At 45.7% G+C, this 16,643-nt stretch carries 15 protein-coding genes; 7 read left to right on the plus strand and 8 right to left on the minus strand.

Annotated features, from left to right (window positions below):
- A complete protein-coding gene (locus tag C7475_RS02750; protein WP_233259749.1) occupies nucleotides 1-462 on the plus strand; it encodes a VOC family protein in 462 nt (153 codons plus the stop codon).
- Nucleotides 463-482: 20 nt separating this feature from the next.
- Here C7475_RS02750 and C7475_RS02755 read toward each other — a convergent pair whose 3' ends face one another.
- A complete protein-coding gene (locus tag C7475_RS02755) occupies nucleotides 483-1,574 on the minus strand; it encodes a mechanosensitive ion channel family protein (RefSeq protein ID WP_110050792.1) in 1,092 nt (363 codons plus the stop codon).
- A 114-nt stretch (nucleotides 1,575-1,688) separates the two neighbouring features.
- Between C7475_RS02755 and C7475_RS02760 the strand changes: the two genes are divergently transcribed.
- The 5 genes from C7475_RS02760 to C7475_RS02780 all read left to right on the plus strand — a co-directional run bounded on the left by C7475_RS02760 (nucleotide 1,689) and on the right by C7475_RS02780 (nucleotide 7,201).
- Entirely contained in the window at nucleotides 1,689-3,014 is a 1,326-nt protein-coding gene (locus C7475_RS02760; RefSeq protein WP_233259750.1) for a DEAD/DEAH box helicase, read from the plus strand.
- Nucleotides 3,015-3,236: 222 nt separating this feature from the next.
- Nucleotides 3,237-3,725: a response regulator gene (locus tag C7475_RS02765; protein ID WP_158286399.1), complete on the plus strand. Its 489-nt coding sequence runs from the start codon at nucleotides 3,237-3,239 to the stop codon at nucleotides 3,723-3,725.
- A gap of 94 nt (nucleotides 3,726-3,819) precedes the next feature.
- Nucleotides 3,820-4,995: a glycosyltransferase gene (locus C7475_RS02770; RefSeq protein ID WP_110050795.1), complete on the plus strand. Its 1,176-nt coding sequence runs from the start codon at nucleotides 3,820-3,822 to the stop codon at nucleotides 4,993-4,995.
- A gap of 470 nt (nucleotides 4,996-5,465) precedes the next feature.
- Nucleotides 5,466-6,824, plus strand: coding sequence for a sigma-54 dependent transcriptional regulator (locus tag C7475_RS02775; protein WP_110050797.1), 1,359 nt, complete (start codon nucleotides 5,466-5,468; stop codon nucleotides 6,822-6,824).
- A 14-nt stretch (nucleotides 6,825-6,838) separates the two neighbouring features.
- Nucleotides 6,839-7,201, plus strand: a complete 363-nt coding sequence (locus C7475_RS02780; protein WP_110050799.1) for an Hpt domain-containing protein — start codon at nucleotides 6,839-6,841, stop codon at nucleotides 7,199-7,201.
- A gap of 66 nt (nucleotides 7,202-7,267) precedes the next feature.
- Here the strand turns inward: C7475_RS02780 and C7475_RS02785 are convergent, their stop codons facing one another.
- The 5 genes from C7475_RS02785 to C7475_RS02805 form a co-directional block, all read right to left on the minus strand.
- The gene (locus C7475_RS02785; RefSeq protein WP_110050801.1) at nucleotides 7,268-7,729 is read right to left on the minus strand and encodes a PA2169 family four-helix-bundle protein; all 462 of its coding nucleotides are present in this window, start codon (nucleotides 7,727-7,729) and stop codon (nucleotides 7,268-7,270) included.
- Between the two features lie 163 nt (nucleotides 7,730-7,892).
- Nucleotides 7,893-8,291, minus strand: a complete 399-nt coding sequence (locus tag C7475_RS02790) for a nuclear transport factor 2 family protein (RefSeq protein WP_233259751.1) — start codon at nucleotides 8,289-8,291, stop codon at nucleotides 7,893-7,895.
- A 78-nt stretch (nucleotides 8,292-8,369) separates the two neighbouring features.
- Complete coding sequence (locus tag C7475_RS02795; RefSeq protein WP_110050803.1) at nucleotides 8,370-9,242, minus strand: SAM-dependent methyltransferase; 873 nt, start codon at nucleotides 9,240-9,242, stop codon at nucleotides 8,370-8,372.
- A 113-nt stretch (nucleotides 9,243-9,355) separates the two neighbouring features.
- Nucleotides 9,356-9,619: a hypothetical protein gene (locus C7475_RS02800; protein ID WP_110050805.1), complete on the minus strand. Its 264-nt coding sequence runs from the start codon at nucleotides 9,617-9,619 to the stop codon at nucleotides 9,356-9,358.
- A gap of 83 nt (nucleotides 9,620-9,702) precedes the next feature.
- Complete coding sequence (locus tag C7475_RS02805) at nucleotides 9,703-10,206, minus strand: DUF4251 domain-containing protein (protein WP_110050807.1); 504 nt, start codon at nucleotides 10,204-10,206, stop codon at nucleotides 9,703-9,705.
- Between the two features lie 151 nt (nucleotides 10,207-10,357).
- Between C7475_RS02805 and C7475_RS02810 the strand changes: the two genes are divergently transcribed.
- Complete coding sequence (locus tag C7475_RS02810) at nucleotides 10,358-11,704, plus strand: sensor histidine kinase KdpD (protein WP_158286400.1); 1,347 nt, start codon at nucleotides 10,358-10,360, stop codon at nucleotides 11,702-11,704.
- 307 nt (nucleotides 11,705-12,011) lie between these two features.
- Here the strand turns inward: C7475_RS02810 and C7475_RS02815 are convergent, their stop codons facing one another.
- Together C7475_RS02815 and C7475_RS02820 are read right to left on the minus strand one after the other, a co-directional pair.
- The gene (locus C7475_RS02815; RefSeq protein ID WP_110050811.1) at nucleotides 12,012-13,436 is read right to left on the minus strand and encodes a SusD/RagB family nutrient-binding outer membrane lipoprotein; all 1,425 of its coding nucleotides are present in this window, start codon (nucleotides 13,434-13,436) and stop codon (nucleotides 12,012-12,014) included.
- 11 nt (nucleotides 13,437-13,447) lie between these two features.
- Nucleotides 13,448-16,576: a SusC/RagA family TonB-linked outer membrane protein gene (locus C7475_RS02820; RefSeq protein WP_110050813.1), complete on the minus strand. Its 3,129-nt coding sequence runs from the start codon at nucleotides 16,574-16,576 to the stop codon at nucleotides 13,448-13,450.
- Nucleotides 16,577-16,643 lie beyond the last annotated feature (67 nt).

Raw genomic sequence — 16,643 nt, forward strand, 5'->3', positions numbered from 1 at the left:
ATGAAAAAACGGATTCCACAAAGCCTTTTACTGGTGGCTGTTATGATCATCTCCGGTATACCCACTTTCGCACAGCGGAAAAGCGCAATGTTAAATCATATTGCGCTTTATGTCGTTAATCTCGAAAAAAGCACTGCTTTTTACAGGGATATTATACAGATAGATACCATACCTGAACCTTTTCATGACGGCCGTCATACCTGGTTTAAGGTAGCGGAGCACAGCCATCTGCACATTATATCCGGAGCAAAGGAGATCGTTCCCCACGACAAGAATTCCCACCTTTGCTTCAGCGTTCAATCAGTAGACGAATTTATGGGCCGGTTGCGGCAGCATCACATTCCCTTCTTCAGCTGGCAGGGAGAAGCGGATAAACCTACTGTCCGCGTGGACGGCATCAAACAGATCTATTTCACTGATCCTGACGGATACTGGGTTGAGATCAACGACGATCATCCATGATGAGGTGCGACCGGAGGCCGTCACACCTGCTTCGGTAACAGCGGTTGTTCTCCTTCTTCAATAGCAGCACGTGTTTTCGGTAAACAATAAGCGTGATGTTCCTGAATGAAGGACAGCATTTTCTCCCGCAGATAACAACGCAGATCAAACGCTTTCCCTGAACTATTGGCGCTTACCAGCATCCTTACTTCTACGGTCCTTTCTGTGATATTGGTGACCTGCATCACCTGTACCCGCTTGTCCCATAACGGTTGGTCTTTCAGTACACGTTCAAATTCCACCCGCAGCAAATCGATCGGGGCCGTATAATCCAGGTATAAGAAAGCCGTACCCAATATCGCGGAACCTGTACGCGTCCAGTTCTGAAAGGGTTTCTCTATGAAATAATTGATAGGCAGGATCAGTTTACGCTGATCCCAAATGCCCACTACGACATAAGTAAGTGTGATCTCTTCTACCCTGCCCCACTCACCTTCCACTACAAGCACGTCGTCAATACGGATAGGCTGGGTAAAAGCGATCTGCATGCCCGCCAGGAAATTGGCCAACGACCGCTGTGCCGCGAAACCGATAATGATACCGCCAACACCGACCCCTGTAAGCAAGCCAGCACCGATCTTACGCAGGTTTTCAAAGCTGAGCAAAATGGCGCACAATGTCAACACCATGATCATGCTGATGGCCAGTTTACGCACGAACTGCAGTTGTGTGCGCATCTTCCGCTCCCGCAGGTTATCTTCCTTTTTAAGGTCGTAACTATGTGTTATAAAGTCCTCAAACACCTTTACCAGGCCAGTTAACATAAAACCAAAAGAAATGATCAGGGAAATTTCCACCACCTTGCTTAATATTGCCATTGGCTTTTTGTCCAGCTCCATAAACGGGAGCACCATGTTAAATACCAACACAGGCAGAAAATAATTGATGGGTTTTCCCAGCCGCTTCAGAACGGACCTTACAAGGGAATAATCAGTAACATTCCTTGACGTAAATTTCAATACGACGGCAACCAGGTATTTGATGATCAAGCCGCTGATAAGGGCTGCACATCCAAGTAAAATGTTCCATAAAAAAGGGGGAAGACGGAGATCCTGTTGTAAACTCTCGAGCATATTCGACGGGTTATTTGGTACCCCGCAGTTGCAGCAAAGAACATACCGTATGTGCTCTGCTTACAATTCCGTATCTTTAGCTAATATATTAACGAATCAAAACCATCTTGCACTTTGTATTTTGACGAATTTGACCTGGATGACCGGGTTTTGGATGGAATAGACGCGATGGGATACACCACTGCGACACCTGTTCAGGAAAAAGTTATCCCCCCAATTATCGACGGGAAGGACATTCTGGCTTGCGCACAAACCGGCACAGGCAAGACAGCCGCATTCCTGTTACCAATGCTGCACAGGCTAATCACCGAGCCACACGATACGCATAAGATCAATTCACTGATCATAGTACCAACCCGTGAACTGGCAGTCCAGATTGCCCAGACGCTGGAAGGTATGTCCTATTTTACATCTGTCAGTTCTATTGCCGTATACGGTGGTAGCAACGGCGCATTGTTCTCTGCAGAAAAGAAGGCGCTGACCTCAGGAGTGGATATTGTGATCTGTACGCCCGGACGTATGATAGCTCACCTCAACATGGGGTATGTAAAACTGGACGCTGTAAAGTACCTGGTACTGGACGAGGCAGACCGCATGCTGGATATGGGCTTTAATGACGATATCATCAAGATTACGTCCTTCCTGCCCAAAAAGAGACAGAACCTTCTGTTTTCCGCCACCATGCCCGACAAGATCCGTAAACTGGCGCTGAAGATCCTGCACGAGCCGGAAGAGATCAATATTGCAATCTCTAAACCACCGGAAAAGATCGTACAGGAAGCTTTTATCGTGTTCGAAGAGCAGAAGATCGGACTAATGAAACATGTGCTGTCGCAGAAACAATTCGGAAGTATCATCATCTTCTGTTCCCGTAAGCAGAACGTTAAACAGCTCTGCCATGAGCTTAAAAGGGCCCGTTTCTCGGTGGAAGAGATCCATTCCGACCTGGAGCAGGAAAAACGGGAACAGGTGCTCATGGACTTTAAAAACAAGAAACTGAAAATGCTGGTAGCTACCGACATCTTAAGCCGGGGCATCGACATCGAAGATATTGACCTGGTGGTCAACTATGACGTACCTAATGACGCGGAGGACTACATTCACCGCATCGGGCGTACAGCCAGAGCTGCTACCGATGGTACTGCCTATACGGTAGTAAGCGAAAAGGAACAGCGGAAATTTGCACGGATCGAAGAAGTATTAGGGAAACCGGTTGTAAAGGCCGAAGTACCTGCAGCGCTTGGCCCCGTGCCTGAGTATACGCCTAAAACCGGCCGCTCCGGTGGAGGAAACCGCACATATGGTAAGAAACGTCCGGGAGGAAACCGGAATAACAAACCATCTGGTAACCATCCGAACCGTGGTGGCGGACATAATCAACAGCTCAGCAGAAGTAACAAGAGTGGTGGCGGTGGCGGCAATAAACCGAATAAACCCTAAACGCTCAGATCTTAGATACATATCATATTATTAGCAGACGTCCCGGTATTCCGGGGCGTTTTTTTATGACCTACAACCCCTGCTTTTCCATTTTCTGGAATTTTTTCCTGCAAATGGACGTTACAGACCTCTGTGCCAATTTACATATCCGCTACTATGGCCGATTTCAAGGCATTCTCCAAACTGGCATCTAAATGGATTCTACTATACCAAACCACGCATATGGCTAACAAATACGAAAGCAAGATCTATGTGGTGGATGATGACCCGTTCTGTCTCGCCACTTACGATAAGCACCTCAGGGCACAGGGCTACCAGCACGTGACCTGCTTCTTATCAGGCACAGACTTCCTGCTGCAGCTGTCGGACGAACCGGATATTGTACTGTTAGATCATGACCTGGGAGATATGACCGGACTCGACCTGCTAAAGGATATCAAGCGGTTCAATTCAGACATCTTCGTGATATTCGCCAGCTCCCGTCAGCAACCTGACATTGCTACAGAATCGTTGAAGAATGGTGCTTTCGACTATATCATTAAAGATGACAGCGTACTGGAACATATAACAGCTACACTTAATAAATTATTCGTAGTACAGGATTATTTAAAGAAGAAAAGAAGAAACAACAGATTTTTCCTTTTTGTGGGAGTAGTGCTGGCCTCCTGTTCACTGTTCAGCTATTTATACGACGTATTGAGATCTTCATAACCTTGCTTGCCTAGCTAAAACCCACAATTGTTAAAGCGTGTTCTATTTGTCCCTATCCCTATACCTATATCATCACATTTAACAATGCACTATCATGAACAAGATCATAGCGGTACATCTGCAAAATAACCGGAGCGGTAATACACTGGTATTTCGCCAGTCGCTGGAAACCTTATCAGAAAAAGGTATGGATGTACATCTTATTACGAATCGGACAGGTGAGATTCCTGGCTTTCTGACAGGCATACCGGGGATACAATATCATTATATAAATTATTCGGAACGGGGGAACAGATGGCGTATATTCTTCAGCTTCCTGCTGGCGCAGGTGTTGATTTTCAGAAAAGTTTTGGGGCTGTATGAACCGGAAGCAAAGGTGTACATTAATACACTGCTGCCTTTGGGTGCAGCATGGGCCGGCAGGCTGAAGAAGGCGCCGATCACTTATCACATTCATGAAATGGCGGTGTCCGTGCCTTATCTCCGCTCCCTTTTGTACGGATCAGCAAGGCGGCTGGCTACACACGTAGTATTCGGCTCCCGCTATCTGCAATCACAGATGAGTTTTGCGAAAGCAGAGAAACATATCATTCATAGCTGTCTGCCACAATCGTTCGTACAGGAAGCAGTGCTACACGCTAATCACGGTTCCCGTAAAACGGTCCTGATGATCGCGCCCCTCGATGACGAAAGCGGACTACGTGAACTACTTGAATTAGCAGCGCTCATGCCAGCTACAAAATTTGAACTTGTCATCAACGCTCACAAAAAAGAAGTGGACGCTTATTTCGAAAACAGCCAAATACCTGATAATCTGATGGTATATGGTACGCAGATAAACCTGCATCCTTTCTACCAGCGTGCTGCAGTGGTACTTAACCTCTCTCACGTTGACCAGCACAAGGATACATTCGATATCAGCATTTTGCAGGCAATGAGTTACGGCAGACCGGTGATAGTGCCGCTGACCGGAGGTATTAATGAACTGGTGGCTCATGGATGGAACGGTTACCGCATCAGCGGACATTATATCGACAAGGTGCGCAAACATGTAGAGCAACTGCTGCAGAACAAACCTTTATATGCAGATATGAGCTGCGCAGCGCAACTGGTAGCGTCTCAGTTTAAAGTGGAATTTTTTAAACAACAGGTGGAAGACATTTTTGCAGAAGGAACTTACTTCACGCCTGCCCATAAGAAGGAACAATTACCAGAAGTACTACTTTATCCCGCTGCCTTACAGGAATATATCAATAGTTCAAGAAATTAATAAAGGAGGAAGGTCCGGATCTAATTCAGGAGACCGAGACTAATTCAGGAGAAAGAATACGTCATCCCGGCCCCAGTGAAACTGAAATGTTATAGAGAGGGGTCAGGTGATGATAAACAAAAAAAGATCTTCTAAAAATATTGTGTTGAGTATGTGGACTTTCATCCCGGCCCCGTGTGTTGTTGCTGTCAGTGTTTGTTGAGGGGCCAGGCGATGATCGTACTGAAAAAATCATTTGAGTGTGGACGTGGTCCTTGCCAGCTTTAAGAGTGCTTCATCAAGGCCCCGATGCAAATGGAATTGTGAGGCAGAGGGGCCCGCTGATGATGATCGAACAGTGATCCTTATATTATTTTTGCTTGCCTATTTCATAATACCCTTTCAGGCCTCCGGCGCTACATCAGAAAAAGTGTAGCAAAGGAGGCCTGTTGATGATGGAAATTTTCCTAAATTAACAGAAAATTCCATGAATGCTCGATTTTAAGATCTTTATTGTTGAGGATGATAAGTGGTACGGAGGATTATTACATCATTATCTTAGTCAGAACCCCGACTACGAAATAACCTTGATCGGTTCAGGCAAAGAATGCCTCGCACAGCTGCACCGGAAACCGGACCTCGTAACTATCGATTTCGGGCTCCCCGACATGAACGGGGAAGAGCTTTATAAAAAGATAAAACAGGCACAGCCCAATCTGCCCGTAATCATTATCAGTGCACAGGAAAGGATTACCACTGCTGTCGACCTACTCAAAATGGGAGCGGAAGATTACCTGGTAAAAGATGACAATACCCAGCAACTGCTGTGGAAAGCCATCATCCGTTTACGGGAGAAACTCTCTTTGAAAAATGAGATCTCCGAACTCAAGGCGGAACTGAAAACCAAATATGATTATTCGCGCTCTATTATAGGTAACAGTCCTTCACTACAGACCGTTTTCAAACTAATAGACAAAGCAGCCGGATCACTGATCAACGTATCCGTATCGGGGGAAACCGGTACAGGAAAGGAATTAGTGGCGCGCGCCGTACATTATAATTCCGCCAGAAGCAGCCAGCCTTTCGTTCCTGTAAATATGGCCGCTATTCCAAAGGAACTTGTGGAAAGTGAGCTATTCGGTTACGAAAAAGGCGCATTCACCGGGGCACAGAATAAAAAGACCGGGCGCTTCGAAGAAGCGAACGGCGGTACGCTTTTCCTCGACGAGATCGGAGAAATGGACCTTAACATTCAAAGCAAACTATTACGCGTACTCCAGGAAAAAGAGCTGACCCGTCTCGGTGGTACCAGCAAGATCAAACTTGATTTCAGACTGGTTGTGGCCACCCATAAGAACCTGGCGGAAGAAGTGAAAAAAGGGAATTTCCGTGAGGACCTTTACTACCGCATAATAGGACTTCCTATCACACTCCCTCCTCTTCGGGACCGTAAGGAAGATATACTCCTGTTAACACAACATTTCCTGGCAGGATACTGCAAAGAGAATAAAGTAGCGGAAATAAAGGTATCGCCTGCTTCAAGGGAAAAGCTACTTGGATACAGTTATCCTGGTAATGTGAGGGAACTTAAATCAGTAGTGGAACTGGCAGCAGTGATGTCGGAAAATAACCTCATTGAACCGGAGGACATTACTTTCCTGTCCGGCAATAATCACGATGTTGATACCGTTTTGAATACAGAACTTACTTTAAGGGAATATACAAGACTGATCATCCGCAACTATCTGAAAAGATACGATGATAATGTGTTGCTGGTTGCGGAAAAACTGGATATCGGTAAATCCACTATTTATAAAATGTTACAGACAGGTGAAATTGAGGGCGCCTGAAGATATTAGAAACCATGCAACCGGAACACAAACTATATACTTATACATACCTGTACAAGATAAGTAACTCGGGTAATTCGTTCATCCGGAAAATGATCTCGCTCTTTGTATCCTCACTGAGTGAATATGTGATAGAGCTGGAGACCTTGCAGACGCAGAAGAATCTCCCGGAACTTAAAAAAGTATTACACAAAATGAAGCCCAGTGTGATGAACCTGGAAGTAAAGGGTGCGGGAGATATTTTAAAATCACTCAGTAACGCGACTACCTGGAACAACGACACAGATCAAAAAGTAAATCGCCTGAAAGAAATTTTTATTACCATCAAACCGATGATGGAAGAAGACCTGGCTAATCTTGGAGATGACGATCTATAAATAAATAAAAAGAGGTTGCTCAGTATACTGAAACAACCTCCTTCAATCTATTTACCCGCTGGTAGTCTATCTGTTCTTATTGGCATCACGTAATGCCTTGATCTGATCATGAGATCCTTTCAGTGTAGCTTGTTGTTCGGAAACCATTTCACGTAGATAAGCAGGCAGCTCTTCATCTTCCAAGGCTGTTCTGTATGCACGTTGTGCGGCATCTTCACCAGCTTCGCAATTGGAAAGTACGGTATGACGGTCGTTACCTGTGAAGACAGCTTTTACATCCATCCATGCGCGGTATATCTTACCACTTGTAGTAGTCGAATTATCCATGTCACCACCCAGTGCATTTACTTCTGTACCCAATGCAAGACGGATCTCATGGCTTTCGCTGATCATGGAAGAAAATAATGCTTTTAGATCGGCATCTTCTTCCTTTAATTCCTTTAAGGCCTTTTCATAACCTTCTATACGATCATTATTGATCTGGATCAGATCATTCAATACCTCAATAGTTTCAACTGTAGCTTGCATAAAATATTTTTTATTGGTTAACAGATAAGGCTGTTATTGCCCTTGTTGTTACGCAATAATTGTTACAAAATTGTGCCACAGCCGATCCTCTTCTATAAGAATGCCCTGATCCTGTAGAAGTTGGAGTAATGTCTCATCACTATGTGTAAAATTAAGGACGGCCTCAAGCAGGAACCTTCACTGCCTGCCTTGCAAGCAGTTTCCACTGGTTGCCATCCTTACTCCATACAAGTAACACATAGAGCTTCACATGTCCGGCTACGCCACCGTCGTTAGTGTTGGCAGTCAGTGTGTGCCTCACAATTGCAGTGTTACCGCTAATAGCGACTTTCTGTTCAGAGAGATCAATTGAAGTGAAATCAGACTTTCCACTTACGATGTTGGAAACAAAAGTGGCTTTATCTTCGATCTTCCCGCTGGAATGCCCATAAGATAATTTCTCGTCGGATAGTTTTTCGAGTACTGCCTTATCTGCATCTATCATGGCTTTTCTCAATGATTCCACTTTTGATGCTATGGTCTTTTCTTCTTTGGATTGTGCAAAGGAAATAGTTGACATCATGCAAAACGCTAATAGTATCGGGTAAATTTTCATACAGATCTGTTATACAATAAAAATATAAAATAGGATTTTAAAAACTTATCTTTTTACAGCAAAGGCGACACGGTAGAATTCATATCCCTTTTCGGCACGTTCGGGCAGGTAATAGTTCCGGTATTCTCCAGCGCTGTAATCTTCCAGCAGTTCCATACCAAAGGCGTCCAGGTAACGTCTTGTCAGAAATGGTTCAAGGCCGAAGGTCCAGTTCTCTTCCAGCTGTTTAAGATCTTCGAGTAGTTTTTCTCCACCGAAGAAAGCTGCGGGGTACCGGATGATCTTCTCATCAACATATGTAAAGATCACATAGCTGCCCGAGGGAAACTGCTGCATAAATGTAAAAGTAGCGGCAACGGCATCCGCAGTAAGATAATTGGTAACGCCCTCCCAGATAAAAACAGTGGTAAGTGTAAGATCGATGTGTTGTTCTGTAGCCAGTTGCTCAAGACGTTTTTCGTTGAAGTCGACCTGAATGTACCTGACATTCTCAGGCAATTTTCCCATGCTTTTCACTACGCACTCCTGTTTAAGCTTTGCTGTGGCAGGATGGTCAATTTCAATAACGGGTAAAGCCCGTAGGAAGCCTAGTCTTAAGGCCCGGGTATCATACCCTGCACCTAATATGATCACTTGTTTAACACCATTGCGGACGGCCTGTTGCAATAATTCATCAATATACCGGGTCCGTGCCACACCCGATGATAAGGCGCCCGGGATCTTTTGCCTGATGATACGATATACCAGGCTCCGGATAAAGGGAATAACTGATAACTGGGTGACAAATTTAAATCCTGCAGTAAGAAAAGAAACGGCATAAGGGTCAGTGAACAGTCTTTTTCCGGATGGACGATTTGTCTCCAAAGCACGGAACAGCGCCATATACTGCGCTGTACGACTGGCGGTATTTGTTTTCATAACGGGAGAAAATTGCGGTTTTTCTAAAGATAAGTAAAAAAAACTGCGGATAACACTATCATTAATAGTATTATCCGCAGCTAACTAATGCGTTTTCGTGCAAAAGTTCTATCCTAACTTAATGAGTATTCATTATTCTTCATGAACTCTGCAAACGCTTCCTGCGTCCATTGCTTGTAATCATCCAGGTTGATGCCTAATTTTTCATCACGCTGTACTTCCTTGACTTCACGGCTGTCCCAATAACCTTTGGCCAAAGATTGCACATTGGCAGCTGTATCCCTTGTAACACCGTAATCTTCAGGATAACTTCTATAGTTACCGATCGCTAATTCCTGGATTGCATGCTTAACGCCTTCTCTACTGTTCTTTGACATAGTTAAAATTTTTAGTTCAGTAGATATAAAACAACAACCGTTCCTCTATGCCAAAACCGCGAGACGTTTAGCGGAACTTTAACTTATTTTTTAGTTTTCTTTTGGGTGATATATCCGTTGAAAGTAATGGGCTGCCTGTTATTGCTGATCACCTGTAATGATGCATATCCATTCTCAGAAATACTGAATGACAACAATCTGGCGTCCTGGGTATCCTGTGGTTTGATGGCAATATCCCAACCTCCTTTTTTCCGGGCTGTCTGATTATATTCAAACTTTGTCGATGTAAACTGAATACCCCCTTTGGTAGGGTCCATCGGAGCATTAAAGGCCCGGCCGAAATATGGCAGGAAGCTGATGACCGTATCCGGAGATACCTTTACATCATAATCAGAAGTTAGTTGTCTGTTAATTGTCGGAGCGGAAGGTAAAACTGTTTCGGCTTTAAATACAAAATTGCGGGCAGTGATCATTTTTTCTATTGCGGCCTGTTTATCGTTTGTTTTCTTCTGCGCGTATAAATAATTGGTAAACAGCATCATAATAAACATGATCGCCGCTATGCCTTTACATTGTACACTTCTCATAAAATTGATTTACTGCAGAATATGCTAAGATCATTCCAGTTTTTGTTATATAAACGTTATAACATGTATGTGTTATAAATATTCGCTTTTAATCTATGAACTTTGCGTAACTTATCTAATAATCAGCATTTACTCTAATAAAAACCAGCATTTGGATAAATTTGTACGTAAACTAGCCGACGTATGGGAAGAACTTGTAGGAGATCGTGCTACGTTCTCGCTTGAGAATCGTGCATTTAACTCTGTCAGTGTTGTGACCATGGTGCTGCTGGCCGTATTGTTGCCATTCAACATGTGGTTGGGTTTAACTGCTATTTGGGTACTGGTAGCCACACTACTGGCGTTACAGGTCCTGTTCTTCTATCTTTCGCGCTATAAGCGTGTCTATCACGCCAGTATGCTGGCCTATGTGATTGTCAGTTATATTACCCTGATTGCTACCTTTTACCTCAACTCCGGTAGCCACGGTCCTGCCCTTCTACTCTTTTTCCTGACCTTTAACCTGCTGATCGCATTCAGCTCCCGTGCTAAACACTGGATCTGGGCCTTGCTGCACCTGCTGCTTCCGGTGATCCTTCTTACAAAGGAATACTTTGACCCTACCTGGATAACAGATAGTTACAGGAATGGATCTGATCGTTACATTGATATCCTTTCCAGTTATATAGTCACACTGACCTGTATTTACCTGATTACCAATTATCTAAGAAAGAACTACGAAAGGGAAAAACAAATTGCGGAAGAGCGCGCCGACAAGATTGATATGCAGAATATCAATCTGGAGCAGCTGAACCAGAAAAAAGACAAGCTGTTCTCCATCATTGCGCATGACCTGCAGAGCCCTCTCAATTCTATTATCACGACGCTGCACCTTATCGCTGAATATGAGCTGGAGGAAGAAGAAAAAAAGATGCTGGGTGATGAATTGTTGACGTTAACCAAAAACACTTCCAATCTACTGACTAACCTGCTGACATGGTCAAAATTGCAGATGGATGGAAAAGGGGTCAGATTGTCATCAGAAAATGTCTATGAGTCAGTTGAACGTGTCTTATCGATACAACGGATGCTGGCAGATAAAAAATCCGTTGCCATCGTATCCCGTGTCGATCCGGCTATCTTCATCACTGCAGATCATAATATGCTTGAGCTGGTTGTCCGTAACCTCATCAATAATGCTATCAAGTTCACTCCTTCCGGCGGGCAGATCGATATCGGTATCCAGTTGAGAGAAAATACCTGTAACCTTCTTGTTGCTGATAACGGGATAGGAATTGACCCCAGTCAGCAGGATGAGATATTCTCTCTTAAGACACAATCCACCTTTGGCACGAATAACGAAAAAGGCATAGGCCTGGGACTGGTACTCTGTAAAGAGCTGCTGGCGCTCCAACAGGGCGAACTCTGGTTTGAGAGCGCTCCCGGTAAGGGAACTACCTTTTACGCCAGTTTCCCGCTCAGCCAGGCCGATAGTGCTGACAAAAAGTTGTCTGCCTGAGACATCCCTTTAAAATTTCATTTATTCCCCTGCCCCATGCCTTTGCCATGCCTTTGCCATGCCTTTACTATGCCTTGTCATGCCTGACAGATAGCAAGCGAAGTACTATAAGCTGACAAATATACTCATAGGGGTAAACTGAACATATTTACCCGATATAACTTTCATATAACGTCCATTGTCCTCTGATCAGATCGGAGGATAATGAACGTTATATGAAAGTCGTATCCTGGATGTATCCAGGGTTGTTAACCGGCTTAAGTTCGCTTCAGCGAAGATCAGGCGGATGACGAGGGAATATATTACATTATCTGTCCCACCACAGATGATCGGCCAGTGAGCCAACTGCCGGCACATTTTCAGGGTTCCTGCTCGTTTCTGATGTAGGATACCCGACCCTTCTGATGAAAGTGTTCAGCTGGGCATTTCTGGGCAAGACAAAATCCTTGTATTTATAGTCGAAACGGCGGGCATCCGTCCAGGTCTCTGGTTGCAGGAAGGTAGCTACATATTTTTCCTTGAAGATCAGGTCTTTAGTGAAAGCAGCGACGCCAACGGCAACGACAGGATTACCGAGATAGGCCTCTTTATCTGCTGTAGCAACCCCTACCTTATCCATGTTAGCGGCGATACCATCCAGGTATGCCTGGTAAGATCTGGCCTTATCTGAGGCAAAAGAGGCCTCTGCTTCGATGAATTTCATCTCCGCGAAGGATAACATCAATAAGGGGGCACCTCCCCTGGAATAGGCTCCATTTGGCGATAATGCACATGCTGAGTTGTCCGTACCCGAACCGGTACGTCCGACACCATTTACCGTACCTCTATAATCGCCGAAACGAGTTGTGTCAGTGATCAGGGGTAAACGGGGATCAAAAACGCCGAAAGTGGTACCGTCAAGGGCGTCTACGAAGGTGGCGCTTAACCATCCGTCCAGGGTACCGCTGGCGTTATTTTTTGCCACTCCGTTCCAGGAGCTCAGACTTTCGAAACGGGTCACCTGTGCATCATCGGCATTGCTGGCATAGGCATTTCCCAAAGCCGCCAGCACTGCTGCCGGGTCATAATCCGGCAGTTTGCTTTTTCTGTTCAGCAGGCGTGCCTTCAGGGCGTACGCCGTTTTGACCCAGGCTTCCTTTCTTGCACCGTGAATAAGGTCGTTGCTGGCGTCCAGGGTCACCTGCGGATTTTGCAGGTTCATGGCCGCTATTCCCTGGTCTATCAGGGACAGGCAACTATCGTAGATCATCCTTGCAGAATCGTACCCTGGTTTCAGGTTGATCCCCTCCGACCATGCCTCACGGTAAGGGGCATTTCCGAAAAGATCTGTCAGCATACTCATGTTGAATGCCTCCAGAATATCCGCCACTGCCAGGTGCTCGTAAGCTTTACGCTCAAGGGCCAGTTTTTTCATCTGGCGGATGTCTGTTACGTTCAGGTAAATGGCTCTCCAGGTAGCGCTCCTGTCCACATTATCATAAACATCAGAGCCGCTGCCGGTATTCGGTGAAGCCAGCTGCTGTACATAATAAGAAGTAATATTCCCCGCCGAAAAAACATTAATGGCCGACTGGTAGGTAGCCCCCGCCAGCAGTCCGTTAATAGGCGGATTTTCTGTCTGATTGGGATTTGTCTGGTTCGCGTCCAGGTACCCTTTCTCACAGGCAGCCAGGGAGAACAGCAATCCTGCCGCCAAAGCCACTGTATATATTTTGCGATGTGTACGTTTCATTGATGGCTGTTTTAGAATTGAACGTTTAAGCTAAACAGGAAGCTGCGTGTAGCCGGATAAGTGAATCCGGAGAAAGCATCCGATGCGTTATTACCTGCGGAAGAGGAACTTGTTTCGGGATCGAAGCCGGTATACTTTGTATTCAACCAGAGATTGTTTCCGGTAAATGAAACGGTTGCTCCACTGATCGTCTTCGAACCACTCAGCCAGTGACCTGGTAGTGTATAAGACAGCGACGCTGAACGCAGTCTCACCCAGGAAGCATCTTCCAGGAAGGCCTCACTGTTACCCCTGTAATAGTTCCTGTAAAAACCGGCGCCATAGTCTACTCCGTCAGGGCCAACGGCCTGCCCCAGGTAAACGGGCTTCGTATTAGGTGAGCCATCCGCCAGTACACCATTGAAAACGATGGTCTGATCACGGTTCTCCGTCTCTTTAGATTCTCCGAATGCAGCCAGGAAGTTGGAAAGCTGGTTGAATTTGTAATTGCCCCGGCGGACGTCCAGCAATAGCGACAACGACAATTGTTTGTAACGGAACGTCTGTGTTGTACTCCCGATCCACTTAGGCAAACTATTGCCCAGGTAACGCTGGTTCGATGCATCATCAAGCACCGGGAAACCATTTGCGCCGATCAGCAGCGGCAGGTCTTTGCGCAGCGTGATCTTATCATCCACTTCATTGCCATAGTAACGTTTATAGGTCCTTCCGTACAACGCGCCATAAGCCTGTCCCGGTACCAGTTTGGTTGTTACGCTGGAACTAAGATAGCCGAACTGTGTAGAAATGGCGATCTGTCCCAGTCCTTCGTTCAGCTTTTCAACCCTGTTCCTGTTCGTTGAAAAGTTTACGCGGAAGTCCCAGCTGAAGTCCTTCGTATGCACCGGCATTGCCGACAATGTGATTTCCAGACCTTTGTTGTTGATCTCACCGGCATTCACATATGCCTTATCAAAACCTGTGGTAGGTGAAACATCTACGGGCACCAGCAGGTCCTTACTTTTTTGCTGGTAAACGGTTACTTCCAGTCCAAGTCTGTTTTGCAGGAATCTCAGTTCAGTACCTGCTTCCAATGTCTGCGTAAATTCAGGACGGAGGGCGGGATTTCCCAGGGTCCTGCTTTGATAGAAAGGCACAGTAGAACCGATCTGGAGCCCTGTTTCAAAACCGTTGGTGATGGAGTAAGCATCCCCGTCTTTACCAATCTTCGCATAAGAGAGTTTTGCCTTACCATAATTCCACCAGTCAGGCAATTTGAACTGGTCACTGAACACGTAGCTAACACTCACGGATGGATAAAAATAACTGCGATTTGCCTTCGACAAAACAGTGGTCAGATCATTCCTGCCTGTCAGTTCGAGGAACAGGTAATTGTTCAGTCCTAGTGTCAGGTCTGCAAAGTAGCCGTAGTTCCTGTAGTCGAGGATATAAGAATCCGCAGTGATGCGTTTTGCATTTCCTAACAGAAAGAGGTCTGGCACCACCAGGGTGTCTCCCATTACACTGCTCCTTCTCACACGCTGATCACGAAGGTCATGACCTAATTTCAGATCAATGGAATACTTCTCTTTGAATGTATGAGAGATATTGGCGAGAAAGGTTGATGTCAGACTACGGCTGCGCAGATTATATTCACTAATGAAACCGTATTCGTTGTCATCCAGGTTAGGCGCCTCTCCTACCAGCCCCTTTGGTCCCGGCGCCTGATGCGTTCTTCCATCGGTATAGAAATCGTTCCCGATACGGTAAGAAAAATTCAGCCATTGCAGCGGTTTGTAGGTAATGAAAGCACTGGCGATAGTACGATTTACGTTATCCCTGAATTTATTGGTAGACAGCGTATAAATTGGATTGTTAGTACCGGAACTATACGTTTGCTGTGTACCGTCGGGCTTCACATAGTCTTTCATATCCCAGCGGGGCGACCAGTAAATGATCTGCTCTCCATAGCGGTCTGCATTCACCCTGTTACCACCTGAATTAATATAGTTAAGGGAAGCGCCTGCACTGACCTTGTCGCTGATCTTGAACTGCGCATTGATACGGGCGTTATAACTGGTATAATCGCTGAAAGGGATGACGCCATCCTGATCGAAGTATGACATAGATCCCATTAGCTGCGCTCTTTCCGAACCACCGGTCATGTTTACCGTATGGCGTGTTTGTGTACCTGTTCTGAAGGCTTGTTTATAATTATCGTACAACTTGTCCGGGTGAGTGTTATCCAGCTTTTTCGCCTCTTCTACCGTAGGACCGAATGTCGGCCAGAAGCTGGCAGGGTCATATACGCCCAAATATCCCTGTGAGAATTTAGATTGTATATCCGGTGTTTTATTCACCTTATCAAAACCATACATGCCGCTATAACTTACCGTCAGCTTTCCGGATTTGCCGGATTTGGTTGTGATGAGGATAGCACCATTCGCTGCGCGGATACCATACAAGGCTGTAGCAGCTCCGCCTCTCAACACAGATACACTTTCAATATCGTCAGGATTGATATCACTGGCACGGTTGCTCATCCCTCTCGTTTCTGCGTCACCGGTAGTATAGGTGCTATTATCTATTTCCACACCATCTACAATAAACAGCGGTTGACTGTTCCTGTCGCTTGCTATGGAATTGATGCCCCTGATAATAATCCTGGAGCCCTGACCGGGACCTCCGCCGGAGCTGGAGATCTGTACGCCAGCCACCTTGCCCTGCAATGCGTTCACCACATTGGATTGATGGTTTACGTTCAGGTCTTTGCTTTCAACTTGTTGGATCGTGTAACCCAATGCGCGTTTCTCTTTCTTTACACCAAAGGCCGTCACCACGACCTCGCTCAGATCTTTCTGTGAAGACTGCATAGTGACATTGAGTGTTTCACCGCTTCCCACGGGCAGCTGCTGCGTTCCATAGCCCACGTAAGAAAAGATCAACGTTGCATTGTCGCCACTTAACGTGATGGCATAATTGCCTGTAGCGCCGGTGTAAACGTGGTTCTGCGTACCTTTTTCCAGTACGGCCACCCGCTCGAGCGCTTGTCCGTTTTCTCCGGCAACAACTTGTCCACGCACAACCTTCCCCTTTTGGGCGAATGCGGGAGAACAGACAGCCAATAGCATGGCCAATGTCAGCCCTGTAAAAAATTTCATAAGCTGTTAAGTTTAAAATAAGTGATGTGAAAAAGCATGAGAAATCCTGGCTGTCCCTTTTGTACAG

Origin of the sequence: Chitinophaga sp. S165, from assembly GCF_003182155.1 — a bacterium.
Lineage (GTDB): Bacteria > Bacteroidota > Bacteroidia > Chitinophagales > Chitinophagaceae > Chitinophaga.